The following is a 26,726-nucleotide window of genomic DNA, read 5'->3' as shown; positions in this document are numbered from 1 at the left end:
AGCCTCTTATCGAATGGGGTGGTGGACGGTCACCAGCTTGGTGCCATCGGGAAAGGTCGCCTCGACCTGCACGGAATGGATCATCGTCGGGATACCATCCATGCACTGATCGGCGGTGATCACATGCGCCCCGGCCTGCATCAGATCGGCCACCGTGCGGCCATCCCGCGCGCCTTCGACGACGAAATCGGTGATCAGCGCCACCGCTTCGGGGTGGTTCAGCTTCACACCGCGCGCCAGACGGCCCCTAGCCACCATAGCGGCGACCGAGATCAGCAGTTTCTCACGCTCTCGCGGGGTCAGGTTCATCGCATACTCCTAGATCTGCCAAACACGCGGCAGCGGACCCATCCGCAAAGCCGCCAGCGCTTGGGCTATTTGTTGTCTCAGAGGCCAGCCATCGCGGGCCACAATTCGGGCGATACATTTGCCATCCCAAGCCGAAGCCGCAGCCTCACAGCCCGGATGGGTCAAGGCGGCGCGCAGACGCGGCAACGCATCCTCGGCCCCCTGCGCGATCAGCGCGATCACCGCAAAACCGCGCGCTTGGCCCAATAGGGCCGCACTGGCGTCAGCCAAAACCGCAGGTTCAATCCGCACCGTCTCGGCCCAAACCGGACGGCCCATCCGCCGCACCATCCGCGCATCGGTCAGCCGCGCATCTGCCAAGGTTTCCCCCATCGCATGACGCCCGAGGATCACGGTTTCGCTCAGCAAACAACTGGCGTCCGCCGCCAGATCGACCTGCGTATCCCGCGCCAAGTGACTGGCCTCAAACAAGATCGTCTCTTGCGGCAGCCAGTCGAGATGCCCGCCCGCGCCCACCGTCGCACTCACCACTGCCCGCGCCGCAGCGCCCCGGCTGGCATAGACCCGCTCGGCGGTCTGCGTCGTGCCTGTCACCCGACAGCCCGCCGCCAAATCCAGCCGATACGACAACACATCGCCATCGGTCAGCCCGCCCGAAGTGTTCAGAAACACCACTTCCGGCACGCCCGACACCCGCGGCAGCATCGCCTTGGCCGAGCCGCTTTGCGCCAGATCCAGCAGCCGCGCGCGGCCATCCAGACAGCGAAAGCTGGCGAAAGCCGAGCCATGGCTGCGCTGCATTGGGGTGGCCGGGGTCGCGAGCATCGGAGTCTCCTCGATCCCGACTACAGCACTGCGTCAGGGCCGCGAAAATGTGCTGGCCGTAGATGTGCGGCAACGCCGCGCATCTACATCCCGGATTGCCTAAAATATAACCATGAAGCGCAAATACTGGGCGGTTTGCCAAGGCCTTCTGCCCCATGCAAGGCCGCCCTACCGCGGCGGTGCCGTCGTGTCGCGCACCACCAACCGCAGCGGCAAAGCCGCCAGCTCGACCACATCCCCCGCGATCCGCGCCGCCAACTGCGCCACCGCCTGCACGCCAATCTGCCGAAACGGTTGCGCCACCGTGGTCAAAGCCGGCAGGACATAGCGCGCTTCTGGCAGGTCATCGAACCCGATTACCGAGACATCATCCGGCACCACCAGCCCCAAGCCAATCGCCGCATGAATCGCGCCAATCGCCGCAATATCGGTGGTGCCAATCACTGCTGTCGGCCGATGATCCACGCTGCTGCCCAAGATTCCCAGCGCCAATTCCCGGCAGGCATCGAAATCATGCGCGGACCCCAACACCACCTGCGCCGCCAAGCCAGCCTCGGCCAGCCGCTCTGTCGCGCCCTGCACCCGCGCTTGCACCGGCGGGCTGTGCTGCGGCGCGCCGATCACCGCAAAGCGGCGATGCCCCAGACCGAGCAAATGCTCGGCCATCATCCGGCCCCCGGTGAGATGATCTGCGGCCACACTGACCGCAGCCAGCCCCGGCAAAGCCCGGTCAATTGCCACAATCGGAATCCCGGCATCGACCAAGCGCTGATACTGCGTGCTGTCTTCCAGCACACTGGCGGCCAGCACGCCATCGACCTGCTGCGACAGCAGCATCGAGATGTAGCGCGCTTCTTGATCCGGGCTTTCATTGGTGCAGCAGATTAGCGCTTGCAGCCCGCGCCGGAACAATTCCTGCTCGATCACATGCGCCAGGATGCCAAAGAACGGCACATCCAGCGCGGGCAAAACCACCCCCACCATCAGGCTGTTGCCGCTGCGCATCCGCCGGGCGTTGGCGTTGGGGGTGAAGGCCAAAGCCGCAATCGCCTGCTCGACCCGCGCCCGCGTTGCTGCACTGACATAGCCGCTGTTGTTGATCACCCGCGACACCGTGGTCACCGAGGCCCCGGCCAGTTTGGCGATGTCGCGAATACTGGTCATAGGCCGTGGGTGCCCCGCTGTCGAATATGTCGATCTGTGCTAGCCACATATCCGGCTTGTGTCAAAGCTATCGCGGCTCTATCGCTTTGCGCAACGCCCTCTCATTCCTGCCAGAATCCCCCTGCTACCAGACCGGAGCCTGACCCGATGCAGACCCTGACCCGTCTTTCCGCTCTGCTGGCCATCGCCTTGACGCTGGCGAGCTGTCAGGTCGGCTCTGGCTTTACCTCATCGCGCGCCGCCCCGGTGCTGGGAGGCGCGCTGCAAATCGGTGTGCCGCCCGGCTATTGCATCGATGGTAAAGCCAGCCGGGAAAGCCGCGATACCGCCGTTATTCTGATGGGGCGCTGCTCGGATGCGATGAAGGCTATCCCGGCGCTGATCACCGTCTCCATTGGGCAGGGCGGCTCAGCGGGGGTGATGACGGCGGGTGGTCCGGCGCTGGCTTCGTTCTTCGCCTCAAAACAGGGCCGCGCCACCTTGTCGCGGTCGGGCCGCGCGGGGGATGTCAAAGTTATTGCGGCTTTGGGCTCGGGCGATGCGTTTCTGTTGCATCTGCAAGATCGCAATGTCGGCGAATATTGGCGCGCGGTGATCGGGGTGAAGGCGCGTCTTGTCACGCTGTCAGCGACGGGCACCGATGAAGTGCGGCTGGACCCGGCTGAGGGCCGCAAAATCCTGGAAAAAGCCCTAGACGCTCTGCGCGCCGCCAACAAAGCGCCCGTGTAAAGCTGCGACCGCCGCAGATCGTGACAGTTCTTGGCAGCGCACCGTGCTTTAGGGTGGAGTATTAAGATTTTTGCAGCGATAACAGCATAGTTTCCATATATTCAACAATGCACCCTCAAGGGAAAATGCGGGAAGGTTTCATGGCGGGGCGGATGTCAGGGTTTGTCGATCGGCTGTTGCACAAGCGGGCGTTGCGCCGCTGGGGCGATGCCGCGGATGGTGCGCCCGCCACCGATCTTGACGGCTTGCGGTCGTTGCGCAGCCGCGCCCGCGCTTTGCGCCGCAATCTGGATCGGGTGATCCACGAGGCTGATCATCGCCTTGCTTTGCCGGTGATCGGCTCTAACATCATCCGCAAGCCGCTGGGCACCGATTGGGCATGGCGGCCGCAGTTGTGGAAAGGCTCGATCCCGGTGCCGGGGTTTGCGAGCGTGCCCGGCAAAGCCCCGATCTACGATGGTGCTACGATTTTCCACGATTGCCGTCGCTCGGAACTGACCGTGCGCCAGATCCGCAACACGCGTGAGGCCGACATTGCGCCGTTTGGCTTTCGCATGGATGTGTTCCGCTTTGATGGCTCTTTCCTGTCGCTGGTGGTTGATCTGCCGGAAGACGCCGCGCGCGGCCTGAAGCAAAACCACGTCATCCGCATGGATGTGATCGTTGAGATGGAAAAGCCGCTGGAAATCTTCGCCCGGCTGAACATCAAACATGGTCCCAACATCGAACAGATCGTCCGCGAATTGCCGCTGAATGAGGAGGAGGTGATGGTCGAATTTGACCTCGCGTATTCCAAGATCAACGAAAAGCGGGTGGAAAAACTCTGGGTCGATCTGATCTTTGAAGGTCCGGAAATGAACCAGATCATCCTGCGCGATGTGACCTTCTCGCGCCGCCCGCGCGCCGAACTCTGAGGTTTTGATGCCCGACACCACACTCACCAAAACCCGCATCCGCGCTGGCATCTGGGAAGGCGTGCTGACCGGCACTTCTGGCACCCCGGCTTTGGACGTGTTGCACCTTGAGCAACCCATCGCGGGTGTCACCGTTGCCGCAATCCCCGACCGTCCCGGCGAATTCGCCGTGCAGGTGCCGATCCCGGCGGAACTGCTCAGCGAAGGCGTGCAAACCTTCCTGATCCGCAATCGCGGCACCGGGCAAACCCTCGCGCATTTCACCATCATCACCGGGGTGGCGATGGAAGACGATGTGCGCGCCGAGTTAGACCTGCTGCGCGCTGAGCTGGACATGTTGAAGCGGGCGTTTCGCCGTCACTGCCTTGAAACCACGATGTAAGCTAACCATCTGATTGTGAAAGATTGCTGCGCAGCAAAACCGCAGCATTGTCACCGCTTTGCTGCGCAGCAAATCACACCGCCAGCACCGCCGCCGCAACCGTCACAACCCCCTTCAACGGCAAATCCAGCGCCGATTGTCCAACCTCGACGCCATAGCGCCCGGCCTCGACCACCCAAGCCCGCCGCTCGACGCAGAACCACGCAAAGTCGCGCGCCGTCAATCCCAGCACCAGCCGCCGCTCTGCGCCAGCTGCCAGTGCAACCTTTGCAAACGCCTTCAACTCCCGCGCGGGCCGCGCCACCGCACTGGCGACCGGAGTCACATAAAGCTGCACCACGGTGCTGCCCGACCGATCCCCGACATTGCGCAGGGTCACAGAAACCTCTGTCCCGTCCACCGTCAAATCCGCCAGTTCAAACCGCGTGTAGGACAGCCCAAACCCGAACGGGAACAGCGGCGGCACCCCGATCAAGTCGGCATGACGATAGCCAATAAACACGCCCTCCTCATAGCGCACGCGGCCATCCAGCCCCGGGTAGATCTCGGGGTCCTGCGTCTGCGTCACGCCATCCGACCAACGGGCGGGGAATGTCTGCGGCAACCGCCCGCCGGGTTCCGTGCCCAGCAGCACATCGGCAATCGCATTGCCCGCTTCCTGCCCGGGATACCACGCCTGCAAAACGGCAGCGACTTCGCCCAGCCAAGGCATCTCGACCGGCCCGCCGGTCTGCAGCACCACCACGATGTTCGGGTTCACCGCCGCCACCGCCGCGATCAACTCCGCCTGCCGCCCCGGCAGGGTTATCCCTGGCAAATCAGCGCCCTCGGTATCCCAAGACGCATCGCGCCCGACGAACAGCACGGCCACGTCGGCGCGCGCCGCCACCGCAACCGCCTCGGCAATCTCGGCATCGCCAGAGGGCAGACCCAGACCCACCGCCAAGGCCGAAAATGCCAGAGTGTCCGAGGCTTTCGAGGCAAATTCGATCACGATGTCATAGCTTTGCCCCGCCAGCATCGGCAGATCGGCCAAAACCTCGTCGCAGCCTTCCTCGAAAAACGTCGTGCCACGGCTCCAGCTTTGCCAAGCCTCAACCACATCAACCCCATCGACAAACACCCGCGCCAGCCCCGCCGCGCGCAGGCCCAACCGCCACACCCCTGTCGCCGTCGCCTCAAACCGCGTCGAAATCCGCGCCGAGAAATGCGCCGCGTCGACGCCGCCCTTCAACGGGCCAAACCAGAATCCAGTCGCCTCGGGCAGTTCATCGACCGCCGCAGGCTGGCCCGCAAGCTCACGATTGAAAAACATTTCCATTTTCAATGGACCCGGCAAGACCGGTTGGAATTTGCCAATGTCGCAGCCATAGGCATACTCCACCGCGACTCCTGCCGCGACCAAGCCATCATAGGGCGTGACCCGGTAATGCGCGTTCAACTGCGCCGAGCCACCGCCCATAATCTGCGCCACCTTGGCATTCGGCCCAATCACTGCCAGTTTGCCGCCGACAAGCGGCAACACTCCGTCATTCTTCAACAAAACCGCCGCTTCCGCCCCAGCACGCCGGATCAAAGCCCGGTGTTCGGGGCGATCATCGGCGCGCTCCGCCCATTCTGAATGATCCTCTAGCGCCCCTGTCCGTGCCATCAAACGCAGCACATTCAAAGCACGTTCGCGCACCAACTCTGCCGAAACCTCGCCCGCCTCAACCGCTGCAATCAGCTTTGCCCCCCGGTCGCGCGTCGGCCCCGGCATCTCTAAATCCAAACCCGCATTGACCGTTTCAACTGTAGAATGGCTGCCAAACCAATCCGACATCACCACCCCGTCAAAGCCCCAATCGCCGCGCAGCACGGTGTTGAGCAGCCATGCATGTTCGCTGGTGAAAATCCCGCCCAAGCGGTTGTAGCTGCTCATCACCGCCCAAGTGTTCGCCCGCTTCACCGCCGCCTCAAACGGCACCAGATAGACCTCGCGTAAGCTGCGTTCGTCAATTTCAGATGAGATCGAGGTGCGCTCAATCTCAGATTCATTGCCGACAAAATGCTTGATCGTTGCCGCCACGCCCTGCGCTTGCAGCCCGGTGATATAGCTGATCGCAAGCTCTGCCGTCAGGATCGGGTCTTCCGAATAACACTCAAAATTCCGACCATTGGTCTGGCTGCGCTGAATGTTCACCGTCGGCGCCAGCAGCACATGCGCACCTTTCGACTTTACCTCCTCGGCCAAAGCACCGCCGATTTCACGCAGCAAATCCGGGTTCCACGTCGCCCCCAGCGCGATCCCAACCGGAAACGCCGCCGATTTCACCCCGCCAATCAGGCTGCCGCCCCCCCGCGCGCCATTCGGCCCATCAGTGACGCGCAGTTTTGGGACGTTCAGCCGCTCGATGGCGGGAAGGCTCCAGAAATCCGCGCCCGACAGCAGGCTGACCTGCTCGGCCAGCGTCATGGCATCGACAAGATTGGTGATGCGCGCGATCTGGGTCATCATATCCTCCGGGTTGCATGCCTAAGGATTGCAGCCGAGGATGCGAGGTTGCAATGTGATTGTGCGGCGTAGTGGCCAGACGTGAAGAAAGTGTAAATGCGCCCTCGCTAACGTATTGATTTTGCTTAGCGGAAAATCTGTCCACGCGTGGACAGTGCCAAGCGTGACGCCGCGTTTTCAATGACAAACCGCCAAATCACCGCCATCCTGCGCCGAACTCGGAGGACCAAGATGCCCTATCCCCACCTGCTCGCCCCGCTTGATCTGGGCCATATCACCCTAAAAAATCGGGTGCTGATGGGCTCGATGCACACCGGGCTGGAAGAGACCGGCGACTGGAACCGCGTCGCGGAATTTTATGCGACGCGGGCGCGGGGCGGGGTCGGATTGATGGTGACGGGCGGCATGGCCCCCAACCGCGAAGGCGGCGTTTTCCCTGGGGCGGCGGGCCTGTTCACCCCGCAAGATATTCAGAACCACCGCATCGTGACGGACCGAGTTCACCAATCCGGCGGACTGATCGCCATGCAAATCCTGCACGCGGGAAGGTATGCCTATTCGAAAGACTGCGTCTCCGCCTCGTCCATCAAATCCCCGATCTCTCCCTTCCCGCCGCGAGAGCTTGATGAAGCAGGCATCGAAAAACAAATCGTCGACATCGTTACCGCCGCCAACCGCGCCCGTGAGGCGGGCTATGACGGGGTCGAGGTGATGGGGTCGGAAGGCTATTTCCTCAATCAGTTCCTCGTCACCCATACCAACCACCGCGAGGATCGCTGGGGCGGCAGCTTTGAGAATCGGATGCGGCTGCCTGTCGAGGTGGTCCGCAGGGTCCGCGAAGCTGTGGGGCCAGATTTCATCCTGATCTACCGCATCAGCCTGATCGACCTGATTCCCAATGGTTCCACTTGGGACGAGATTGTCACCCTCGCCCGTGCCGTCCAAGCAGCTGGGGCCAGTATCCTGAACACCGGCATTGGCTGGCATGAGGCTCGCGTGCCGACCATCGCCACCTCGGTCCCCCGCGCCGCTTTCGCGCCCCTGACCGCCCGGTTACGACCAGAGGTGTCGATCCCAGTGATCACCTCAAACCGGATCAACACGCCGGAAGTGGCCGAAGCTTTACTGGCCGAGGGGGCTGCCGATATGGTCTCGATGGCGCGGCCGTTTCTGGCCGACCCGGATTTCGTTGCCAAAGCGGCGGCGGGGCGGGCGGATCAGATCGCCCCCTGTATTGCCTGCAATCAGGCATGTTTGGACCATACCTTTTCCGGCAAGCTGACCTCTTGTCTGGTCAACCCGCGTGCCTGCCATGAAACCGTGCTGAGCTATGATCTCGCCGATATTTCGAAGCGGGTCGCGGTGGTCGGGGCGGGGCCTGCGGGGCTGATGACGGCACTGGTCGCGGCCAAGCGGGGGCATCGGGTAACGTTGTTTGACCGGGCTGATCGGTTGGGCGGGCAGTTGAACCTCGCGCGCTTGGTGCCGGGGAAAGAGGAGTTCAACGGATTGGTGGACTGGTTCGCGGCGAGCGTGGCTGAGGCCGGGATTGAGGTGAGGTTGGGGCAGGCTGTTGGGGTCGATGATCTGCGCGGCTTTGATGAGGTGGTGGTGGCCACGGGGGTTAGCCCGCGTGATCCGGGGATTGCGGGGCAAGAGCGGGGGTTGAGTTATAGTGAGGTGCTGCGGGGTGCCCCGGTTGGGCGCCGGGTTGCGGTGATCGGGGCGGGGGGGATTGGCTTTGATGTCGCGGAATTTCTGGTGGCGGGGGGCCATTCGGTGACCGAGCATCCCGAGGAATGGCGGCGCGAGTGGGGGGTGGGGGACCCGGGGGTGACTGCGGGCGGGCTGGCGGAGCCTGCGCCTGACGAGCCCGCGCGGGAGGTTTGGTTGTTGCAGAGAAAGGCCGAGAAACCGGGGCGGGGGCTGGGGAAGACGACGGGGTGGATTCATCGCGCGGCCTTGCAGATGAAGGGGGTGAAGATGTGGGGCGGGGTGAGTTATTTGGGGATCGAGGCCGGGGGCCTGCGGATTTCGAGGGATGGCGTGGAGGAAATCTTGGCGGTGGATCAGGTGGTTCTTTGTGCCGGGCAGGTGCCGGAGCGGGGGCTGGCGGATCGGCTCGCAGAGGTCGGCATTGCCGCCCATGTGATCGGGGGGGCGGATGTGGCGGCTGAATTGGATGCCAAGCGGGCGATTGATCAGGGCGCGCGGTTGGCGGCGCGGCTGTAGGTGTCCACGCGTGGACACCTACAGGTGTCGTATGATTTCAATGGCTTAGCTGGAGGCTGTCAACGGCTTGTTAAGCCTTTCCCGCCGGCAGAATAGCGTCGATTGCGTCTTTCATAGCCTCCATCGGCTGCGCGTTGGACCCCCAAGCCTGCACGAAATTGCCATCCGGGCCGATCAGCACTTTGTTGAAATTCCAGCCGGGAACAAAGCCGGTTGTGTCGCTGATCCATGCGTAGAACGGATGCACGTCGCCCGCTGCGACATGGGCGATGGTGGTCATCGGCAGGGTCAGATTGTAGTTCAGTTCGCAGAAGTCTTTCACCTCGGCTTCGGAGGCGAGTTCTTGGTTGAAATCATCCGAGGGCACCGCCAGCACCACGGCTTTATCGCCGTAAAAGTCGGATAAGGCTTGCAGATCGGCATACTGCGGGGTGTAGCCGCAGAGCGAGGCGGTGTTGACCACCAGCACCGGCTTGCCGCGCCATTTGGCGGTGTCGTATTTTCCGCCATCAATCGAGGTGAACTGGAAGCTGGGGGCGGGATCGGCGGCTTGGTCCATGCGGGCTGCTCCGGGTTGGATCGTCAGCAAGGATGCTGCCAAGAGGGTACTGAATGCAAGTGGGCGTTGCGGTGTCATGCGGGCCTCCGGCGCGGTCATAATTGAAATACGTTTGGATGCAGCGATTGGATCAATCTTTGGCAGGCCGGAGTCGAGACGTTGGGGGCAAGGGAACTGGCAAACATTGCCCTTGTCCAGAGGATTGGAGAAACGTTGCTTTGAGCTCGTCTTGTCATTTGCTTTACGGCAGATCAATGTCCGCTAAGCCGTTGCTGAGCTGCCGTTGGCGAATATAGGAAGCATTATGACTGTTGTTGTCTCTGCCTTGGTCATGGTGTTGTTCGCCAATGCCGTCATCGCTTTTTTCATTGCTTTCTTTTGGCAAGTGAAGGTTATTTTGACTATTTTCGGATCGTCCGATTGGAAAAACGCAAACATTCCTTGGAAAGCGTTAGGTGATCAGAACAGCCCGCAAAAAAAATTCGGACGCTTTTTCGCAGGTGAAATTTTTCCTGAGTTGCGACGGCCGTGGCTAAGAGCAATTACTTATGTTGCTATTAGCTTTGTGGCCTTGTTTTTGGTCGCGGGCTTGGTGAAGCTTCTCGCGCCGGAATATCTTATTTGAAGCCCCGAATTCGTCATATTAGCATGGTGACCGGACACTTGTGTCGTCGCCGGAATCGGCTGCATTATCCCGCATAGCTGACCGCCGCCGCCAAGTGTCATCCTATCGGTCCGCGTCGTGGCAGTACCGACACCGCTTTGCGTCGAGTAGGGGTCGCTGTCCAACAAACTTACATCGCAAAATTCGGCCAGAAGACGCCTTAGCCGCGAATCGTGTCGCCTTTTTGCAAGGTTGGGAACAGTTCGATTACTTCGCCGCCGATGGTGCCGGAGGGGTGTTTGCCCGCGATGATTTCGGCGGCAACGCGGCCGATTTCCAGACGGCAGGCGTCCATTGTTGCCAGTTTGCGCGGCAGACCATCGAGCAGTTCGACGCCGTTGAAACCCGCAAGGCCGATCTGTCCCGGTACATCGAGGCCTTTGTGCAGGCAATAGAGCAAGCCGCCCGCGCCGATCATGTCATTGGAATAATACAGGAAATCGACCTGTGGGCTGCGGGTCAGCACGGCCTCGGTCATCTCGCGGCCTTTCAGCAGGGCCGAGCCGCCGGAGTAAAACTCACGGTCCACGAGGCTTAGGCCTGCTTTCGCGAGCGCTTCTTCAAAGCCTTCCAGCCGTTTGCGGGCGCGGTGATCATGCGGCATCATCGTGCCAAGGAAAGCGATATTGCGATAGCCTGCGGCGATGATCGCCTCGGCCATCTGACGCCCGGCGCGGCGGTGCGAGATGCCGACGGCAGAATCGACTGGAGTGCCGTCGATATCCATGATCTCGACGATCGGAATCCCGGCTTGCGCCAGCATGGCTCGGGCGGCATCGGTATGTTCCAGCCCGGCGATAATCACGCCTGAGGGCCGCCATGACAGCATCTCATACAGCACGGATTCTTCGCGGTCTGGCGAATAATTGGTAACGCCAACAACGGGTTGCAGGCCAGTGTCTTCCAGCGTGTCGGAGATACCCGTCATCACTTCGGGGAACACCATATTCGACAGCGACGGGATGATCACCGCCACCAGATTGACGCGCTGGCTGGCCAAAGCCCCGGCGATTTTGTTCGGCACATAGCCCAAGCGGCGGGCGGCTTCCTGTACCCGCTCACGGGTGCTGTCGGACACATCCCCACGATTGCGCAGCACGCGACTGACGGTCATTTCGCTGACGCCTGACGCCTCGGACACATCGCGAAGGGTCAGAGTGCGGCGTGGCTCGGGGATTGGGGGTTTGCTCAAGGGAATGGCCTGTGAAAGGGTTTCTTCCTTGTTATCGTCTATTCCGCATATGTCCAAGCCCCCGTCCAAATCATTGGCAGAACTCTCCGCCGATGGGCGGGACTGCGCGGCAGATCTCCCAAGATAATGCTTGTTCTGGGGGCGGGGCTGCGATATGTTAGCGGTAACAGCATTCGTGCTGGCGATATTCGGCGCGTCCTGCAAGCTCTCAACCCAGACGCGACGGACCCGAGGGGGAGTGGTGGGCCAAAAGTCACTCCCCCTTAATTTCCCCTTCCTGTGCTGCGCCAAGCCTGTTGCATCTGCGCAGGATTTTTCGCATGTAGGGTCGCGTGACTCCGTAGCTCAGCCGGATAGAGCGACGGTTTCCTAAACCGTAGGCCGCGTGTTCGAATCACGCCGGGGTCACCAAATTGGATAAGCAGCACGGCGGGGCAATGGCGGAGATACGGGCAAGAGCACGACTGAGAGAGCTTTACTTTGGGCGTTCAGTGGTGGCGGTACGATTTCGCTACATGTTGCTTGCGTTCGATCTGACCACGATTGTGTTTCTGATTGCCTCGTCGTTTTCCGGCTATGGGCCTTACGTCAAACTGGTGGACGCACTGTTTGGCGTGATTATATTGGCAGACCTTGTCGCGCGGCTGTGGCTAAGCAAGCGTCCACTGCGCGAGATGTTGCGCTTTTTCAACGTGATCGACGTGCTTGTGGTGATTTCGCTGATCATGCCGTTAACCGGTGAGGGGCTGGCCTTCATGCGGGTGGTACGGATGCTGCGGCTGTTGCAGTCGCATCAGATTTTGAAGCAGTTGCGCCGCGATTTCCAGTTTTTCCGCGACCGTGAGGGCACCATCAAGGCTGCGATCAATCTGACCTGCTTTATCTTTTTCACCACGGCGTTGGTGTTTGAAACCCAGTACGGCATAAATTCGGGGATCCGCAACTATGTGGATGCGGCCTATTTCACCATTGCGACGCTGACCACGACCGGGTTTGGCGATGTGACGCTGGTGGGGCCATTCGGCAAGGTGTTGTCGATTGCCATTATGATCTTCGGGGTGCCGCTGTTCTTGCGGTTGGTGCAGGTGGTGTTGCGGCCCGCCAAGGTGGATTACACCTGCACGCATTGCGGGTTTAGTCGCCATGACCGGGACGCGGTGCATTGCAAGGCTTGCGGCAATCTACTGGCGATCAAGGATGAAGGCAGCGACTGAGCGGTGTAATTGCGTTGGCGGCACGGGACGGCTGCCGCGTAATTACTACACGGCAGCATATCTTGGTTACGCGTCGAGGTGTTCCACGTTCAGCGCGTTGGCTTGGATGAATTCGCGCCGAGGCTCAACAACATCGCCCATCAGTTTGGTGAAAATGTCGTCGGCTTCGGCGAGATCGTCAATCTTGACTTGCAGCAGGGTGCGGGCTTCCGGGTCGAGCGTGGTTTCCCAGAGTTGTTCCGGGTTCATCTCTCCCAAGCCCTTATAGCGTTGCAGGGTCAGGCCTTTTTCGCCTTCGGCGAGGATCGACTTCAGCAGATCAATCGGGCCGTGGACGAGTTGTTCGCGGTCTTTGCGGCTCAGGCGGGCCGGGTCGCGGTAGTGATCGCGGGTTTCGCGCGAGATTGCGGCGAGGCGGCGGGCTTCGCCAGAGCGCAGCACGGCACCATCCAGAGTGCGCAGTTCTTCGACGCCGCGCAGCACACGGGACAGGCGGATGCCGTGGTCTTGGGTGATCCGGCCGCTCCAGCCCTTTTCGTATTCCGGCGCGATCAGGTTCAGACGGTTGGCGACGGTGGTGGCAACGGCTTGCAGATCGGCGTCGGCCTGACCTTGGTCGAAAGCCCCTGCGAGGGCGGCCTGTTCCAGAATACCGCGCGGGTAGTTGGTGGGGAAGCTATCAAGCACGCGGCGGAACTGGCGCGCGCCGTCGATAATGCGGCGCAGATCGGCGCCGGCGATTTCCTCGCCCGTCGGCAGGGCCAAGACGGCGCCTTCAACGCCCATGTCGATCAGGTAATCTTCAAGGGCGGCTTGGTCTTTGATGTAAACTTCGGACTTGCCACGCGCGACTTTATAGAGCGGCGGCTGGGCGATATAGAGGAAGCCGCCCTCGATCAGCTGCGGCATTTGCCGGAAGAAGAAGGTCAGGATCAGGGTGCGGATATGCGCGCCATCGACATCGGCGTCGGTCATGATGACGACCTTGTGGTAGCGCAACTTCTTGATATCAAACTCATCCCGGCCAATGCCGGTGCCGAGCGCTGTGATCAGCGTGCCGATTTCTTGGCTTGCCAGCATCCGGTCAAACCGGGCGCGCTCGACGTTGAGGATCTTGCCTTTCAGCGGCAGGACGGCCTGATTGGCGCGGCTACGCCCCTGCTTGGCGGAACCACCAGCCGAATCCCCCTCGACGAGGAAAATCTCGGCCTTGGAGGCGTCTTTTTCCTGACAGTCGGCAAGTTTGCCGGGCAAGTTCGACACATCCAAGGCGGTCTTGCGGCGGGTCAGTTCGCGGGCCTTGCGGGCGGCTTCGCGGGCCATTGCGGCCTCGATGATCTTGCCGACGATGATCTTGGCGTTCTGCGGGTTTTCTTCAAACCATTCAGACAGCTTTTCGTTGACCATGTTTTCGACTGCCGGGCGGACCTCGGAGGACACCAGTTTGTCTTTGGTTTGGCTGGAGAATTTCGGATCGGGCACTTTCACCGACAACACGCAGGTCAGGCCTTCGCGGGCGTCATCACCGGTGAAATCGATCTTCTCGCGCTTGGCGATGCCCGAAGACTGCGCATAGGCGTTGATGGTGCGGGTCAGAGCGCCGCGGAAGCCCGCCATATGGGTGCCGCCGTCGCGCTGCGGGATGTTGTTGGTGAACGGCAGCACCATTTCGTTATAGCTGTCGTTCCACCACATCGCGACTTCGATCACGATGCCATTGCGTTCGCCAATCATATAGATCGGCTCTGCCATGATCGAGGTCTTGGAGCGGTCGATGTATTTCACGAATTCCTTCACGCCGCCGTCATAGTAAAGCTCGGTGTGCAAAGCCTCGGCGGGGCGTTCATCTTCGATGATGATCCGCACACCTGAGTTCAGGAAGGCCAGTTCGCGCAGGCGATGCTCCAGCGTTTTGAAGCTGTATTCCAGATTGGAAAACGTGCCGTCCGGGATGTTGGTTTTGGCAGCGGCCAGAAAGCGGACCTCGGTGCCGCGCATCCCCGGCGCGGGGCCAACCTCGTAGACATGCACCACACATTCGCCGTGTTCAAAGCGAGCGCGGTATTCGATATCGTTGCGCCAAACCGTCAGTTCCAGCCATTCCGACAGGGCGTTGACGACCGAGACGCCGACGCCATGCAGACCGCCGGAGACTTTGTAGGCGTTGCCGGAATCGTCGGTGTTGTTGAATTTACCGCCTGCGTGCAGCTGAGTCATGATGACTTCGGCGGCGGAAACGCCTTCTTCTTTGTGGATGTCCACCGGGATGCCACGGCCATTGTCGCGCACCGAAACCGAGCTGTCGGCGTGTATTTTTACCGTCACCGCCGTGGCATGTCCGGCCAAGGCTTCGTCAATGCCGTTATCGACGACTTCATAGACCATATGGTGCAGGCCCGAGCCATCGTCGGTGTCGCCAATATACATGCCCGGACGCTTGCGAACAGCCTCTAAGCCTTTGAGAACTTTGATAGAATCTGCGCCATAGGATTCAGGCTTCTTGGGCTCTTCGGCCATGTGGTTTTCACCCCTTGAATTACCTGCGCAATATAGCGGTTCAGGGGGGGGATGTCACGCCTTGGGCACAAGATTTAGCGGTTTGACGCCGCAATCACGACGCCGACGCCGATCAGCAAAATGCCCGAGATCAGGTTGAGTTTGCGGATGCTTTCCGGGCTGGACAGCAGGCGGCGGGCGCGGTCGAGAAACAGCGCGAGGCCGAGGTTGCCCAGCATTGGGACGGCTGCGGAAATCAGCAGAATGGCGGCGATGTCGGGGGCTTTGACGCGCGAGAGATCGAAGAACCCCGGCAGCACGCCCATGTAGAACAGGATGGCTTTCGGGTTGCCGATCACCGCCGCCACCCCCACCGCAAAGCCCGCCCACATGCCGGGTTTGGTCATGCGCCCGTCAGTTGTGGGGGCTACGGCGGGTTTGCGGATCAGCAGGATGCCCATGACGATGAACACCACAGCGGCGACCCAGCGCAGGGCGTGCAGGAAATCGGCATAGACTGAGACGATCCATGTCAGGCCGAAGATCGCCGCCATCGGCCAGATCAGATCGCCCAAGGCGACGCCGATGGCGAGCGGCCAGGCGCTGGCAAAGCCGCCCGACAACGCGCGGGCGGTCAGCGCCACCCATACCGGGCCTGGGATCACCCAAAGCAGCGCCATGCCGCCCGCGTAAAGGAGGAGTTCGTAGAATGTCACGGTCATGGCGCTGGCTTTCTGGTGGTTAATGCGGGGCGGCGGGTGGCGCGCTTAGGACCTGCGATATGCCACCCGTCTCGGTCACGGTAAAGCACTGCGCGCGGGGGCCGAGGCTGTCGAACAGCGCGGCTTCGGTGCCGGTCATCAAGGCTTGCGCGCCCAAGGCGCAGAGTTCGTCATAGAGGGCGGCGCGGCGGGCGGTGTCGAGATGCGCGGCGACTTCGTCCAGTAGCAGGATGGGGGCTGCGCCAAGGTCGGCCGCCAGCGCGCGGGCGTTGGCGAGGATCAGGCTGATCAGCAGCGCCTTTTGCTCTCCGGTCGAGCATTGTTCGGCGGGCACAGATTTGGCGGCGAAGATCGCCGACATATCGGCGCGGTGGGGGCCGATCAGGCTGCGGCCAGCCGCCATATCGCGGCGGCGGTTGTCGGATAGGGCTGTGGCCAGATCGTCGGCATCCTCGCCCGTCAGGGTCAGATCGGCGCGGGGGAAAGCGGTTTCGGCGTTTCGTTGGGCTTGCCTCAGGCGGGTCAGGGCGGCTTGGCGGTTGGCGGTGATCTGCGCGCCTGCGGTTGCCATCTGGGATTCCAGCGCGCCGTACCAATGCGGGTCGGTTATCTGGTCTTTCAACAGACGGTTGCGGTCGCGCATGGCTTTTTCATAACCCAGCACCGCCTCGGCATGATCGGGGGCGAAGGAGAGGGTCATACGGTCGAGGAAGCGGCGGCGGCCTTCGGCAGCCTCAATCCACAAGCGATCCATCGCGGGGACCAGCCACAGCACGCGGGCGATGCGGCCTAGTGCGGTTTGGGTGGTGGCCTTGCCGTCAATGCGGACAGATCGCGTGTCGCCACCTTCGGCCCAAGTTTCGACCTGATGATCGGCGCCAAAACCATGCAGATCGGCGGTGACTTTCCAGCCCAAGGCTTCGGGCTTACGGGCGATTTCATCGGCCGTTGCCCGCCGCAAGCCGCGACCGGGCGACAGCAGTGACACCGCCTCTAGGATATTGGTTTTGCCCGCGCCATTGGGGCCGACAATCGCCACCGGACGGCCATCAAACACCAGCCGCACGGTTTTGTGGCTGCGAAAATGCGAGAGGCTCAGCGCGGTAATAGCCAGACCACTCACGCTTTGGTCATCCTCTGTGCTCAAATATCCTAGGGGTTTGGGGGCTAGCCCCCAAGACGTATTTTACACGCGCATCGGCATGACGACATAGACCGCCGACATATCATTGCCTTCGCGCATCAGGGTCGGATCACCGGAGGAGTTGAACAGGAACACGGCGTTTTCGCGATCCACTTGGCTGGCGATTTCCAGCAGGTATTTGGCGTTGAAGCCGATTTCCAGCCGTTCATCGGAATAAGCTACCGCGAGTTCTTCTTCGGCGGCCCCGGAATCGGGCGCGTTCACCGAGAGGATCAGGCGGTCTTCATCAAGCGACAGTTTCACCGCGCGCGAACGTTCCGACGACACCGTAGCGACACGGTCGACGGCTTTGGCGAATTCGCTGGCGTCGACTTCCAAGCGGCGGGTGTTGCCGGTGGGGATGACGCGGGTGTAGTCGGGGAAGGTGCCGTCGATGACTTTCGAGGTCAGGGTGATCAAGGGTGTCGCAAAGCGGACTTTGGTTTCCGACACCGAAACGGCGATGATTGCGGAATCATCATCGAGCAGTTTCTTCAATTCATTCACTGTCTTGCGCGGCACGATCACGCCGGGCATGCCCTGCGCGCCTTCCGGCAGCGGGGCGTCGATGCGGGCCAAACGGTGGCCGTCGGTGGCCACGCAGCGCAGCACGGCACCGACATCGCCGGTTGAGACGTGCATGTAGACGCCGTTCAGGTAGTAGCGGGTTTCCTCGGTGGAAATTGCAAATTTCGCCTTGTCGAACAGGCGGCGCAGCACCGGGGCGGGGGCTGCAAAATTCGAGGAATACTCGGAGGTCGCCATCACTGGGAAATCCTCGCGCGGCAGGGTGGCGAGGCTGAAAGTGGAGCGGCCTGCGGCAATGGTCAGACGGCCTGTAGCGGCATCTTCGGTCAAAGCCACCAGCGCGCCATCGGGCAGTTTGCGGATGATTTCGTGCAGCATCACCGCCGATACCGTGGTGGCCCCGGCGCGTTCTACCATGGCAGGGGCGCGGTCGACCACTTCGATATCCAGATCGGTGGCGCGGAACGACACCGTATCACCCTCGGCCTCGATCAGCACATTGGCGAGGATCGGAATGGTGTTGCGGCGTTCCACCACCGATTGCGCCTGCGCCAGCGCCTTAAGCAGAGTTGCGCGTTCGATGCTGATCTTCATGTCGTTCCCCTTGGTGGCGCCCCCATGCAGGGACGTCGAAACTATCCGGTTTTGGCCGGTTCACAAGCATTTTCGGGACTTTGAGGGCGATTCTGGAGCAGGTCAAGCCCGCCGGGACCGCCTTAAGCCTGCAACTGGCGCCGCAACAGTTGCAGATCGTCGGAAAGCTGCGAATCGGTGCTCATCAACTCTTCGATTTTGCGCACGCCGTGCATGATCGTGGTGTGATCACGCCCGCCAAAGCGACGGCCAATCTCGGGCAGGCTGCGCGAGGTCAACTGCTTGGCGAAATACATCGCCACCTGACGCGGCCGCGCGATGTTGCGCAGGCGTTTCGGGCCGATCATATCCGACAGGCGGATGTTGTAATGCTCGGCGACTTTGCGCTGAATCTCTTCGATGGTCAGCTTGCGATCGGATGCGCGCAGGATGTCGGCCAGGCAATCTTGCACCAGTTCCAGCGTGATTTCGCGGCCAACCAGCGAGGCAAAAGCGAACAGGCGGGTCAAGGCGCCTTCCAGCACGCGGACATTGGTGGTTATGCGATGCGCGAGGAATTCCAGAACCCCGGTCGAGATCGCCAAGCCTTTGTATTGCTGGCGGTAATACTCGGCCTTTTGTTGCAGGATGCCGAGGCGGAGTTCGTAGTCGGTGGGGTGAAGATCGACGACCAAGCCGCATTGCAGGCGGGATTTGATGCGGTCTTCCAGATCTTTGATCTCACCCGGCGCGCGGTCGGCAGAAATCACGATCTGTTTGTTTTGATCAATCAGGGCGTTGAAGGTGTGGAAGAATTCTTCTTGGGTGGAGTCTTTGCCCGCGATGAATTGCACATCATCGACCATCAGCACATCAACCGAGCGGAACAGCTCTTTGAAATCCATGATCTGTTTGTCGCGCAGGGCTTGCACGAAGCGGTACATGAATTGCTCAGCCGAGAGATACAGCACGCGCAGCTGCGGCTGGCGGGCCTGAAGTTCGTGGGCAATGGCGTGCATCAGGTGGGTTTTGCCCAAGCCGACGCCACCATAGAGGAACAACGGGTTGAAGGTGACCGGGCCACCTTCGGCAACGCGGCGGGCAGCGGCGTGGGCGAGTTCGTTGGGTTTGCCGACAACGAAGCTGTCGAAGGTAAAGCGGGAGTCCAAGGTGGCCCCCGGAAGGTCATCATCCGAGCGGTTACGGCTGGGCTTGGCTGCGCGGGCGGGCTTGTCGGCGGCGAGCGGGGCCACCGGCGCGTTGGCGGCCTGCGTCATCGGCACGAAAAACTCGGTGCGGCCCGCCGCATGGCCTTCGGCGTTCAACAGGCCAAGGATATGGTCGGAATAGTTGCGCGACACCCAGTCGCCGAAAAACGTTGTCGGCACTTCGAAACGTGCGACGCCATTGGTCAGACCAGCCCAGCGCAAGGGCTCGATCCAACTGGTGAAATTGTTCTTGCCGATCCGCTTTGCCAGCGTCTCGCGTACCTTGCCCCAGGCCTCTTGCGTCATTGTCTCGTCTTCCCCAAGCGCCTTTCGGAGACCGATGGCGCTTTCTAGTTGTCCCACGTTCCCACGCGGTTCAGCACGACTGTTTCCACCGGAAAAACACTCAGGTTCGGCAGGTGAAACCACCACGCCTGCTTGAGCGTCCCGGCCCGGTGGCGGGGACAAAATTATGACAACCGCAACCGGGTGACCCGGTGGCTGTGTTTGATGCCTCTGTTGGCCGAATCTCGGCGCAAGCAGTGTAACATTCGGACGGCAAAGGATAATATCAGGTTGTTTTACGCTTGGCTTGGCAGCTGCGCCCCTGATTTTTCTACTTTGACGGCGTCATGTCCCCCAGACGAAGTGAATCGCTTGGGCAAGTTAGCAAGCCGCCGCGGGGCCCTGCAACCGATCTTGTCGCTTGACAGGAGTTTGCTTTCGCGAATCCCCCGGACCGTGCAATTCGGCAACGCTGCGGGCGGAAAGCCACGAAAATCAGAAGTTGGAATCGGCAAGCTGCTTGCGTTTTCGGAAATCAGCACAGCGGTGGCGACCGATTCTGCGGCGGGGTTTCTGTGCGGAAATGCGATAGGGCGCGGCCTTTCGGCGCGCGCCCTATCGTGACGTAAGGTCAACTTGGCTGGTCAGCCGAGCGTCTTAGGCCGCCGGGGTTGCCAGCGCTTTGACGCGCGAGGCCAGACGCGAGATTTTGCGCGATACGGTGTTTTTGTGCATGACACCTTTGGAAACGCCACGGGCCAGTTCAGGCTGTGCGTTTTTCAGCGCCAGAGCGGCGGCGTCTTGGTTGCCGGAAGCCAGAGCCTCTTCAACTTTGCGCAGGAAGGTGCGGATGCGCGAGCGGCGGGCTTTGTTGATGTCTTGACGAGCATCAGCTTGGCGTGCGCGTTTTTTGGACTGGGCAGTGTTTGCCATCGGTATGGTATCCTTGGGGTCAACTCAATTATGTCGCGCAAAAGCCCCAAGGCCCCCTCAGGGATGAAGGGATGATTCTGCCTAGAGCGGGCTCACACGCATGTATCGCAGGCCTATAGGGTAAAGGGCTGCGAAAGGGAACAGCAAATCTACTGCGGCGTCGCGGGCCGTTGACCCTAGCACGCCAGCGGGCGATGTTGACCGCAACGATTGCCCGCTTTGACCGAATGGACCCTTGCCGATGGATATGACCCGCCCGCCCGCTCATCTGTCTGCGACGGCTTTGGCGATGATCGCAAGCCCGGATATCTTCACCAATCCGCGCCGCACGCAGGTCACGCGCTCGGTCTATGACGGCGTGCCGATATTCTTCACGGTGGCCGATCGCAAAGACCGGATTCAGGCGCGCCACGTCAAGGGGCGGTTTTATGAGCCGGAGGAGTTGAAGCTGATCGCGCAGTATTTCCCACGCGGTGGGGTGTTTTGCGATGCCGGGGCGAATATTGGCAATCATTCGATCTATGCGCTGAAGCTGCTGGGGGCCTCGGTGAGCATTCCGTTTGAACCGAATCCGGCGGCTTATGAATTGTTCTTGTCGAATATGATCCTGAATGGGGTGCTGGACCGGGTGAACCTGTCGACGCTGGGCTATGGGCTGTCGGACCGCAGCGATGCGCCGTCGATGAGTCTTGAGGCGCGCGAGAAAAATCTGGGGGCGACGCGGCTGGTGGCCTCGGACGAGGGGCAGATCAGCATGGCCTCGGGCGATGCGCTGCTGGATGGCGCGCGGATTGATTTTCTGAAGGTGGATGTCGAGGGGATGGAGTTGGAGGTGTTGCGCGGCTTTGAGCAGAGCATCGCGGCGTCACGGCCACCGATCTTCCTTGAGGTCGATCACAAGAACAGTGACGCGCTGATGGCCTGGGCCGCGGGGCAGGGTTACGGCGTGCTGGTCGAGGGGCGGTCCTTCAAGATGAACCGCAATGTGTTGCTGGGACCATTGGCGTAGCCATAAGGCCGCCACGACGATGCGCGGCGGCCATTAAGTTGTTGAGGATCAGGCGTTTTCTTTGGTCATCAGGGTTTCGGTCGAGGCGAAGAACATCGCCTGACTGACCGACGAGCGCACCTGTTCTTCGGTGTAGGGCTTGTTGATCAGGAAGGCAGGCTCGGGACGGTGCCCGGTCAGCAGGCGTTCGGGGAAAGCGGTGATGAAGATCACTGGGATCTGCTCAAAGCCACCAAGGATTTCGTTCACCGCGTCGATGCCAGAGGAGGCATCGGCCAGATGAATATCGGCCAAAATCAGATCGGGCATATCCGCCTTGGCCAGCGCCACCGCTTCTTTGCGCGTGCGGGCGACGCCGGTGATCTGGTGACCCATGGCCTCAACGATGGCGATGATGTCCATCGCGATGATGGCTTCATCCTCGATCACCATGACCCGACCGCTGACGGTGCCGGTCATCTCATGTAGGGCGCGCGTGATCAGGCCTTGGGCTTCTTCGGTGTCGATCTGCATGATCGCGCTGATTTGGTCCAAGCTGAAGCCTTCAATGAAATGCAGCAACAACGCCTCGCGGCTGTTCGGGGTCAATTCGGCCATATGTGCTTGGGCCGCGGCAGACAGGCGGCTGTCGGCTTGCGCTACAGGGGCGCCAGAACTGGCCCAAACCATGTGGAACACGTTGAACAGCGCCACTTTCGCATCGCTTGCATCCGCAATCAACGCAGGATCCGCCAAAACCGTTTCCAAAGCGGCCAGCGCATACTGATCGCCGCTGGTTTGATTGCCTGTTAAAGCGCGCGCATAGCGGCGCAAGCTGGGCAAATGCAGGGCGACCAGATCGGAAAGATTTGCGGTAGCGTCATTGCTCATTTTTTTACTCCCTCATAGATTTTCTTGGGAACCAAACGCATGGGCGCGCGTTTGGTTCCCTGAGTAGGACGGGAAATTGTGAAAATGCATAATCAGGGATCGAAACCGGAGCAGGATGGTCAGATTGATCAGATCAAGGCTCAAATCGAAGAAAACCTCAAGCGGGTGTACCAATCGGCGCTGGTCGAGGAGGTGCCGGACCGCTTTAAGCTGTTGTTGCAGCAGTTGAAAGATAAAGAGGCGCAGCAGAACGGGGTGCAGAAATGAACCTCGCTGCGGCTTCGGATATTGATCCGCGCGACCAGTTGGTCGAGCATCTGCGCCCGCTGCGCGCTTTTGCGATCAGCCTGACGCGCAATGTCACGGCGGCGGATGATTTGGTGCAGGAAACCATTCTGAAGGCTTGGGCCGGTATCGACAAATTCCAGCGCGGCAGCAATTTGCAGGCCTGGTTGTTCACCATTCTGCGCAACACCTATTATTCGTCCTTGCGCAAATCCCGTCGCGAAGTTGCCGACCCGGATGGTGCCCATGCCGCCACCCTGAGTGTAAAGCCCGATCACGACGGGCGTATGGCCTTCACCGATTTTCTGCGCGCTTTTGATACCTTGTCGGATGAACACCGCGAGGTGTTGATTCTTGTCGGGGCCTCGGGGTTTACCACCGAAGAAGCCGCCGCGATGATGGGTGTGGCGGCGGGCACGGTGAAAAGCCGGGCGTCGCGGGCGCGCAAGCGGTTGGCGCATCTGCTGGGTCTGGCAGAGGGCGAGGGCATGTTCTCGGGCGTCGATGCCGTCACCGATGCGGTGATCGGGCGGGCTGCGGCCGCGATGGGATGACAGAAGCGGCCCCACCACCGCAGTTTTCTGACGCGCGCCCGCCGTTTTACCAACGGCTTGGCGCGCGCTTGGCGTTGATGGCGGCGGTGGCGATGCTGCCACTGGGGTTTTTGGGTCTGGTGCAAACGCAGGCCGCCAACAGCGAATCCGATCAACGGGCCAATCTGGCGATCATGGATGAAACCACCCGCGCGGCGGCACCGGAGATTCGGCTGATCCAATCGGCGCAGGTGATGGTGGCGACTTTGGCGCAGAGCGTGGGGCCGGTTTTGGCCGATACTGCTGCCTGTCGGCGTTTGATGGCGGCGGTGGCGGCACAAGAGCCTGCGCTGTCTTTGGTGGCCTATGTGCCGCTGTCGGGCAAAATGACCTGCGCCTCGACCGGGAAGGACTTTGATTTTTCCACCAATCCGCGGTTTCCAAGGGTGGCCACGCTGGATCACCCCGGCTTTTCGGTCAACCCGAAGGGGCCGGTTTCGGGGGTTTCGGTGTTGGGGGTGTCGCATCCGGTCTATGATGCCACTGGCGCGCGGATCGGGTTTATTTCGGCGTCGATGCCGCATAAGGCGCTTGAGGATGTTGGCATCGTTGTGGCCGATGCCAGCCCGCGCGACCCTTTGGCTTTGCTGACCTTTGATGGCGACGGCACGGTGCTGACCTCCTCCGTCGGTCTGGGGAATGCACCGTTCAGCGTTCCGATTGACAAATCGCTGCAGGATCTGGCCGCAGGCGGGGCGCAGACATTCCTAGCTCGGACTGTGGGCGGTGAGCAGCGGATTTTCTCGGTGGTGCCGATGGCTGACGGGTTATTCGTGCTGGGGTCATGGAGCCGCGCCGAAAGCGTGATCGTGCTGGGCTATAACATCAGCCCCTATCTGTTTCCGCTGTTGATGTGGCTGGCCGCGATGTGCGTGGCGCTGCTGGGGGCTGAGACATTGGTGGCGCGCCACATGCGGCATTTGGGCAGTGCAATGACCGCATTTGCCGGTGGGGATCGCAAGCGGGTGGTGCTGGATCTGAAGGGCAGCCCGGCGGAGATCATCGAACTCGGGCGGTCCTATGCGGTTTTGACAGAGACCATCCTGCACGAAGAAGCCGAGCTCGAGAACATCGTGCGACAAAAAGAAATCCTTTTGCGCGAGGTGCATCACCGCACCGGCAACAGCTTGCAGCTGATTGCGTCGATCATGCGGATTCACATCCGGCAGGAAAAAACAATCGCAGTGCGCAATATCCTAGAGGGGCTGCATGATCGGGTGATGGCCTTGGCGACGGTGCATATGGGGCTCTATGAGACCGCGGGGCAGAAAGACGTTAAGATGGACGCGCTGTTTTCCGGGGTGATCCGGCAGATCAGCGGCATGGGCAAGCCGACCAGCAAAAGAACGCCGATCGCCACGGATTTTGAGCCGATTCAACTGATCCCGGATCAGGCTGTGCCGCTTGCACTGTTGTTGACTGAATTGCTGGCGGGGATGCCTGCGAGTGAAGCACAGATGGGGCAGGTTGAGGTGTCGCTGCGGCTGTTGGAGGGGCAGCAAAAGGCGCGGCTGCATATCAAAGGTCCGGCGAGTTTGGGCACGGCGGCTTCGGATCAACCGACGCCTACTGCGATTGGCACCCAGTTGGTGCGCGGTTTTGCCCAGCAGATCGGCGGCGCGGTCAGTGTCGCCAACACGCCCGAAGCGGTGGATGTGACGGTGGATTTCCCGATCCGCGAAGGCTTTGAGCCTTAGGCCATGTTCAGTTGATAGCAGACAAAAAGAAACGTCGCTGTCTTGCGACAGCGACGCCTTTTCGGGCCTGAAAGGCTCAGTCTGCGCTACGAGGAGTTACGCAGGCTGCGGCTTCCGGCCAGAATGTCCATCGCCTCATTGGCGCGGCGGCGTTCATGCGCGAGCAGACGCCGGGTTTCTGCCAGCAAACGATCGCGTTCTTGCGCCAATTTTCGGTCATACGCAGGGCGGCGCAGCAAAGCTGCCGAAACCGCAGCCCCCAGCGCCAAAGCCGCACCGGTGATGGCGACCGGGTGATCGTTGATCGCCTTGGCGGTCGAAGCGCGCAAGGAAAGCTGCGCCTCATAGGCCGCTTCGCGTGCCGCCAGAATACGATCCTGTGCGGCGGTGGAAAGCTGATCCAAGCCCCGGCGCATGGCTTTGCGCACATCGCGGGCCAGATCGGCCAACACGGCCGCGCGCTGTTTGGCGTATTCAAGACCGTCCAGCGCCAGCGCCTCTAGCTTGTGCAGGCTGGCATTGGCTTGCGCCCGTAGGGCTTCGGCCTCTGCGATCCAGTCGAAATCATCGTCTTCGAGCGGTTGGGTCGGGCCGCCTTCGTCTTCCCAGCGCGCCTGAGCCTCATAAGCGGTGCCACTGAGGCCGTCCGTCTCGGATGTGGCAGCGCTGCGGCGCAGCAGATACCACGCCAGACCGGCCCCTGCCACCGAGACCAGCACCGGGTTGGCGCGGGCGACGTTGCCAAGCGTTTGCGCATGGCTCAGCAGATCACCGCCAACGCCTTGCAGAGTGAAACGGTCGCCAAGGGCTGTCAGCGAGGCTTTCAGCGCCGCACGATCTTTCTGGAGCTGGCGCTCGATCAGATCGGGTTCAAGATTATCCATTCGCATCAGGCTCTCCTATTTCGTTGGGCCTATTCTGTGCAGGCTCATCCGCGACGGTTGCGATTGCGGGCCTGCGATTGGATCAAATGCGCGAACGCAAAGCCAAGCACAGCGGCACCCGCGGCGACGATGCCGGGGTGACGGCGCGCGTAAGCTTTGGTGCTGCTGACCAGATCGCTGAGTGAGTCTGCGCGCAGATGATCGGCCACGTCCGACACAGCCTCAACCACCCGGCCCGAAGCCGCCCGCGTGCCATCCGCCGCGTCGTGCAGCGCTTTGGCCAGACGATCACTGCCATCCGCAAGCTTGGATTTGGCCGAACGGAAGCCCGATTGCGCCGCATCGCTGAGGTCATCGAGACGATCTTCGGCAGCAGCGGCAGCCTCGGCGGCCTGTGCTTTCAGCTTGCGCGCGGCGGTTTGGCCAATGTCTTTCGCGTCATCCAAAGCCTCGGTCGCAGTGTCGCGCGCCTTGCGGCTCATCTGCGATACTTTATCGGTCGCATTGTCGACGGCCTCATCAGCGGCATTTTTTGCGTTTGAGACGGTGTCTTTCAGGGTGTTCGCGTTCATCATTTGTCCTTTGTCTCATAGCGCGGCCCGGCGTCTGGAGAGGCCCCAGACGATCAGGCAGCAGATCCAGTTTGAAACGACAGCAGCAAGGCTGGCCCTGCCACTGGGATACAGGTTGGCTCAGGTTTGGGCACGAAACCCATAGCTGTGCCGTCCACCGTATCTCTGCCGGAACAACGCAGGCGGCTTTGGATTGGTTCCCGAAAAAAT

General features: G+C 61.2%; 25 protein-coding genes and 1 tRNA gene. 11 read left to right on the top strand and 15 right to left on the bottom strand.

The genetic code is table 11. The features are described from left to right. Positions 1-6: 6 nt before the first annotated feature. The 3 genes from AKV04_RS20520 to AKV04_RS20510 all read right to left on the bottom strand — a co-directional run bounded on the left by AKV04_RS20520 (position 7) and on the right by AKV04_RS20510 (position 2,298). The gene (locus AKV04_RS20520; protein WP_054008252.1) at positions 7-309 is read right to left on the bottom strand and encodes an urease subunit gamma; all 303 of its coding nucleotides are present in this window, start codon (positions 307-309) and stop codon (positions 7-9) included. A gap of 9 nt (positions 310-318) precedes the next feature. Next, complete coding sequence (locus AKV04_RS20515; RefSeq protein WP_054008251.1) at positions 319-1,134, bottom strand: urease accessory protein UreD; 816 nt, start codon at positions 1,132-1,134, stop codon at positions 319-321. A 168-nt stretch (positions 1,135-1,302) separates the two neighbouring features. Beyond that, positions 1,303-2,298 (bottom strand): LacI family DNA-binding transcriptional regulator, encoded by a 996-nt coding sequence (locus tag AKV04_RS20510; protein WP_054008250.1) that lies wholly within the window; start codon positions 2,296-2,298, stop codon positions 1,303-1,305. Between the two features lie 147 nt (positions 2,299-2,445). On the opposite strand from AKV04_RS20510, the gene AKV04_RS20505 reads away from it, so the two are divergent. The 3 genes from AKV04_RS20505 (at position 2,446) to AKV04_RS20495 (ending at position 4,323) form a co-directional block, all read left to right on the top strand. After that, entirely contained in the window at positions 2,446-3,027 is a 582-nt protein-coding gene (locus AKV04_RS20505) for a hypothetical protein (protein ID WP_054008249.1), read from the top strand. Positions 3,028-3,152: 125 nt separating this feature from the next. Next, entirely contained in the window at positions 3,153-3,941 is a 789-nt protein-coding gene (locus AKV04_RS20500; protein WP_235815722.1) for a DUF6478 family protein, read from the top strand. Between the two features lie 7 nt (positions 3,942-3,948). Next, entirely contained in the window at positions 3,949-4,323 is a 375-nt protein-coding gene (locus AKV04_RS20495) for a hypothetical protein (protein ID WP_054008248.1), read from the top strand. A 73-nt stretch (positions 4,324-4,396) separates the two neighbouring features. Here the strand turns inward: AKV04_RS20495 and AKV04_RS20490 are convergent, their stop codons facing one another. Then, positions 4,397-6,817, bottom strand: coding sequence for a beta-glucosidase H (locus tag AKV04_RS20490; protein ID WP_202905664.1), 2,421 nt, complete (start codon positions 6,815-6,817; stop codon positions 4,397-4,399). 231 nt (positions 6,818-7,048) lie between these two features. On the opposite strand from AKV04_RS20490, the gene AKV04_RS20485 reads away from it, so the two are divergent. Next, complete coding sequence (locus tag AKV04_RS20485) at positions 7,049-9,049, top strand: NADPH-dependent 2,4-dienoyl-CoA reductase (protein ID WP_054008246.1); 2,001 nt, start codon at positions 7,049-7,051, stop codon at positions 9,047-9,049. A 70-nt stretch (positions 9,050-9,119) separates the two neighbouring features. On the opposite strand, the gene AKV04_RS20480 is transcribed toward AKV04_RS20485, so the two are convergent. After that, positions 9,120-9,686 (bottom strand): glutathione peroxidase, encoded by a 567-nt coding sequence (locus AKV04_RS20480; protein WP_235815721.1) that lies wholly within the window; start codon positions 9,684-9,686, stop codon positions 9,120-9,122. Between the two features lie 226 nt (positions 9,687-9,912). Here AKV04_RS20480 and AKV04_RS20475 point away from each other — a divergent pair, with 226 nt between their 5' ends. Continuing rightward, positions 9,913-10,233, top strand: coding sequence for a hypothetical protein (locus AKV04_RS20475; RefSeq protein WP_054008245.1), 321 nt, complete (start codon positions 9,913-9,915; stop codon positions 10,231-10,233). 199 nt (positions 10,234-10,432) lie between these two features. Here AKV04_RS20475 and AKV04_RS20470 read toward each other — a convergent pair whose 3' ends face one another. Beyond that, complete coding sequence (locus AKV04_RS20470; protein ID WP_054008244.1) at positions 10,433-11,464, bottom strand: LacI family DNA-binding transcriptional regulator; 1,032 nt, start codon at positions 11,462-11,464, stop codon at positions 10,433-10,435. 334 nt (positions 11,465-11,798) lie between these two features. Here AKV04_RS20470 and AKV04_RS20465 point away from each other — a divergent pair. Together AKV04_RS20465 and AKV04_RS20460 are read left to right on the top strand one after the other, a co-directional pair. After that, a tRNA-Arg gene (locus tag AKV04_RS20465) sits at positions 11,799-11,875 on the top strand. Between the two features lie 104 nt (positions 11,876-11,979). Further along, positions 11,980-12,678, top strand: a complete 699-nt coding sequence (locus tag AKV04_RS20460; protein WP_235815720.1) for a potassium channel family protein — start codon at positions 11,980-11,982, stop codon at positions 12,676-12,678. 66 nt (positions 12,679-12,744) lie between these two features. Here the strand turns inward: AKV04_RS20460 and gyrB are convergent, their stop codons facing one another. From gyrB to rpsT, 6 genes are all read right to left on the bottom strand, one after another. Beyond that, positions 12,745-15,195: a DNA topoisomerase (ATP-hydrolyzing) subunit B gene (gyrB, locus tag AKV04_RS20455; protein ID WP_054008243.1), complete on the bottom strand. Its 2,451-nt coding sequence runs from the start codon at positions 15,193-15,195 to the stop codon at positions 12,745-12,747. Between the two features lie 74 nt (positions 15,196-15,269). Next, a complete protein-coding gene (locus AKV04_RS20450; protein ID WP_054008242.1) occupies positions 15,270-15,896 on the bottom strand; it encodes a LysE family translocator in 627 nt (208 codons plus the stop codon). A gap of 19 nt (positions 15,897-15,915) precedes the next feature. After that, on the bottom strand, positions 15,916-17,019 hold the full coding sequence (gene recF / locus AKV04_RS20445) for a DNA replication/repair protein RecF (protein ID WP_054008515.1): 1,104 nt from the start codon (positions 17,017-17,019) through the stop codon (positions 15,916-15,918). A gap of 63 nt (positions 17,020-17,082) precedes the next feature. Further along, the gene (gene dnaN, locus AKV04_RS20440) at positions 17,083-18,201 is read right to left on the bottom strand and encodes a DNA polymerase III subunit beta (protein WP_054008241.1); all 1,119 of its coding nucleotides are present in this window, start codon (positions 18,199-18,201) and stop codon (positions 17,083-17,085) included. Between the two features lie 122 nt (positions 18,202-18,323). Next, complete coding sequence (gene dnaA / locus AKV04_RS20435) at positions 18,324-19,694, bottom strand: chromosomal replication initiator protein DnaA (protein ID WP_054008240.1); 1,371 nt, start codon at positions 19,692-19,694, stop codon at positions 18,324-18,326. Between the two features lie 636 nt (positions 19,695-20,330). After that, the gene (rpsT, locus tag AKV04_RS20425) at positions 20,331-20,606 is read right to left on the bottom strand and encodes a 30S ribosomal protein S20 (protein ID WP_054008238.1); all 276 of its coding nucleotides are present in this window, start codon (positions 20,604-20,606) and stop codon (positions 20,331-20,333) included. Between the two features lie 241 nt (positions 20,607-20,847). Between rpsT and AKV04_RS20420 the strand changes: the two genes are divergently transcribed. Then, the gene (locus AKV04_RS20420) at positions 20,848-21,615 is read left to right on the top strand and encodes an FkbM family methyltransferase (protein ID WP_054008237.1); all 768 of its coding nucleotides are present in this window, start codon (positions 20,848-20,850) and stop codon (positions 21,613-21,615) included. Positions 21,616-21,663: 48 nt separating this feature from the next. On the opposite strand, the gene AKV04_RS20415 is transcribed toward AKV04_RS20420, so the two are convergent. Continuing rightward, positions 21,664-22,485, bottom strand: coding sequence for a response regulator (locus AKV04_RS20415; protein WP_054008236.1), 822 nt, complete (start codon positions 22,483-22,485; stop codon positions 21,664-21,666). A gap of 84 nt (positions 22,486-22,569) precedes the next feature. Between AKV04_RS20415 and AKV04_RS20410 the strand changes: the two genes are divergently transcribed. Genes AKV04_RS20410 through AKV04_RS20400 form a run of 3 tightly spaced genes read left to right on the top strand, consistent with a single transcriptional unit; the run spans position 22,570 to position 25,060 of the window. Then, the gene (locus AKV04_RS20410; protein ID WP_054008235.1) at positions 22,570-22,752 is read left to right on the top strand and encodes a NepR family anti-sigma factor; all 183 of its coding nucleotides are present in this window, start codon (positions 22,570-22,572) and stop codon (positions 22,750-22,752) included. Beyond that, a complete protein-coding gene (locus AKV04_RS20405) occupies positions 22,749-23,324 on the top strand; it encodes an RNA polymerase sigma factor (RefSeq protein ID WP_054008234.1) in 576 nt (191 codons plus the stop codon). Before AKV04_RS20410 ends, AKV04_RS20405 begins: the two co-directional genes overlap by 4 nt. Continuing rightward, complete coding sequence (locus AKV04_RS20400) at positions 23,321-25,060, top strand: sensor histidine kinase (RefSeq protein WP_054008233.1); 1,740 nt, start codon at positions 23,321-23,323, stop codon at positions 25,058-25,060. Before AKV04_RS20405 ends, AKV04_RS20400 begins: the two co-directional genes overlap by 4 nt. A gap of 86 nt (positions 25,061-25,146) precedes the next feature. Here AKV04_RS20400 and AKV04_RS20395 read toward each other — a convergent pair whose 3' ends face one another. After that, the gene (locus AKV04_RS20395) at positions 25,147-25,950 is read right to left on the bottom strand and encodes a hypothetical protein (protein WP_156317715.1); all 804 of its coding nucleotides are present in this window, start codon (positions 25,948-25,950) and stop codon (positions 25,147-25,149) included. A 38-nt stretch (positions 25,951-25,988) separates the two neighbouring features. Continuing rightward, on the bottom strand, positions 25,989-26,516 hold the full coding sequence (locus AKV04_RS20390; protein ID WP_156317713.1) for a hypothetical protein: 528 nt from the start codon (positions 26,514-26,516) through the stop codon (positions 25,989-25,991). Positions 26,517-26,726 lie beyond the last annotated feature (210 nt).

Origin of the sequence: Cypionkella psychrotolerans, assembly GCF_001294535.1 — a bacterium.
In the GTDB taxonomy this organism is placed as follows: Bacteria; Pseudomonadota; Alphaproteobacteria; order Rhodobacterales; family Rhodobacteraceae; genus Cypionkella; species Cypionkella psychrotolerans.
The sequence above is the reverse complement of the archived record's forward strand: the minus strand, read 5'-3'. Positions and strand labels throughout refer to the sequence as shown.

Excerpts from the sequence above, each read along its gene's own strand:
- AKV04_RS20410 (WP_054008235.1), top strand. The coding sequence starts at position 22,570 with ATGCATAATCAGGGATCGAAACCGGAGCAGGATGGTCAGATTGATCAG.
- rpsT (WP_054008238.1), bottom strand. The coding sequence starts at position 20,606 with ATGGCAAACACTGCCCAGTCCAAAAAACGCGCACGCCAAGCTGATGCT.
- AKV04_RS20515 (WP_054008251.1), bottom strand. The coding sequence starts at position 1,134 with ATGCTCGCGACCCCGGCCACCCCAATGCAGCGCAGCCATGGCTCGGCT.
- dnaN (WP_054008241.1), bottom strand. The coding sequence starts at position 18,201 with ATGAAGATCAGCATCGAACGCGCAACTCTGCTTAAGGCGCTGGCGCAG.
- AKV04_RS20450 (WP_054008242.1), bottom strand. The coding sequence starts at position 15,896 with ATGACCGTGACATTCTACGAACTCCTCCTTTACGCGGGCGGCATGGCG.
- AKV04_RS20415 (WP_054008236.1), bottom strand. The coding sequence starts at position 22,485 with ATGAGCAATGACGCTACCGCAAATCTTTCCGATCTGGTCGCCCTGCAT.
- gyrB (WP_054008243.1), bottom strand. The coding sequence starts at position 15,195 with ATGGCCGAAGAGCCCAAGAAGCCTGAATCCTATGGCGCAGATTCTATC.
- AKV04_RS20400 (WP_054008233.1), top strand. The coding sequence starts at position 23,321 with ATGACAGAAGCGGCCCCACCACCGCAGTTTTCTGACGCGCGCCCGCCG.
- AKV04_RS20520 (WP_054008252.1), bottom strand. The coding sequence starts at position 309 with ATGAACCTGACCCCGCGAGAGCGTGAGAAACTGCTGATCTCGGTCGCC.
- AKV04_RS20395 (WP_156317715.1), bottom strand. The coding sequence starts at position 25,950 with ATGCGAATGGATAATCTTGAACCCGATCTGATCGAGCGCCAGCTCCAG.
- AKV04_RS20475 (WP_054008245.1), top strand. The coding sequence starts at position 9,913 with ATGACTGTTGTTGTCTCTGCCTTGGTCATGGTGTTGTTCGCCAATGCC.
- AKV04_RS20510 (WP_054008250.1), bottom strand. The coding sequence starts at position 2,298 with ATGACCAGTATTCGCGACATCGCCAAACTGGCCGGGGCCTCGGTGACC.
- AKV04_RS20485 (WP_054008246.1), top strand. The coding sequence starts at position 7,049 with ATGCCCTATCCCCACCTGCTCGCCCCGCTTGATCTGGGCCATATCACC.
- AKV04_RS20390 (WP_156317713.1), bottom strand. The coding sequence starts at position 26,516 with ATGAACGCGAACACCCTGAAAGACACCGTCTCAAACGCAAAAAATGCC.
- AKV04_RS20505 (WP_054008249.1), top strand. The coding sequence starts at position 2,446 with ATGCAGACCCTGACCCGTCTTTCCGCTCTGCTGGCCATCGCCTTGACG.
- AKV04_RS20460 (WP_235815720.1), top strand. The coding sequence starts at position 11,980 with ATGTTGCTTGCGTTCGATCTGACCACGATTGTGTTTCTGATTGCCTCG.
- AKV04_RS20480 (WP_235815721.1), bottom strand. The coding sequence starts at position 9,686 with ATGACACCGCAACGCCCACTTGCATTCAGTACCCTCTTGGCAGCATCC.
- dnaA (WP_054008240.1), bottom strand. The coding sequence starts at position 19,694 with ATGACGCAAGAGGCCTGGGGCAAGGTACGCGAGACGCTGGCAAAGCGG.
- AKV04_RS20405 (WP_054008234.1), top strand. The coding sequence starts at position 22,749 with ATGAACCTCGCTGCGGCTTCGGATATTGATCCGCGCGACCAGTTGGTC.
- AKV04_RS20500 (WP_235815722.1), top strand. The coding sequence starts at position 3,153 with ATGCGGGAAGGTTTCATGGCGGGGCGGATGTCAGGGTTTGTCGATCGG.
- AKV04_RS20490 (WP_202905664.1), bottom strand. The coding sequence starts at position 6,817 with ATGACCCAGATCGCGCGCATCACCAATCTTGTCGATGCCATGACGCTG.
- AKV04_RS20420 (WP_054008237.1), top strand. The coding sequence starts at position 20,848 with ATGGATATGACCCGCCCGCCCGCTCATCTGTCTGCGACGGCTTTGGCG.
- AKV04_RS20495 (WP_054008248.1), top strand. The coding sequence starts at position 3,949 with ATGCCCGACACCACACTCACCAAAACCCGCATCCGCGCTGGCATCTGG.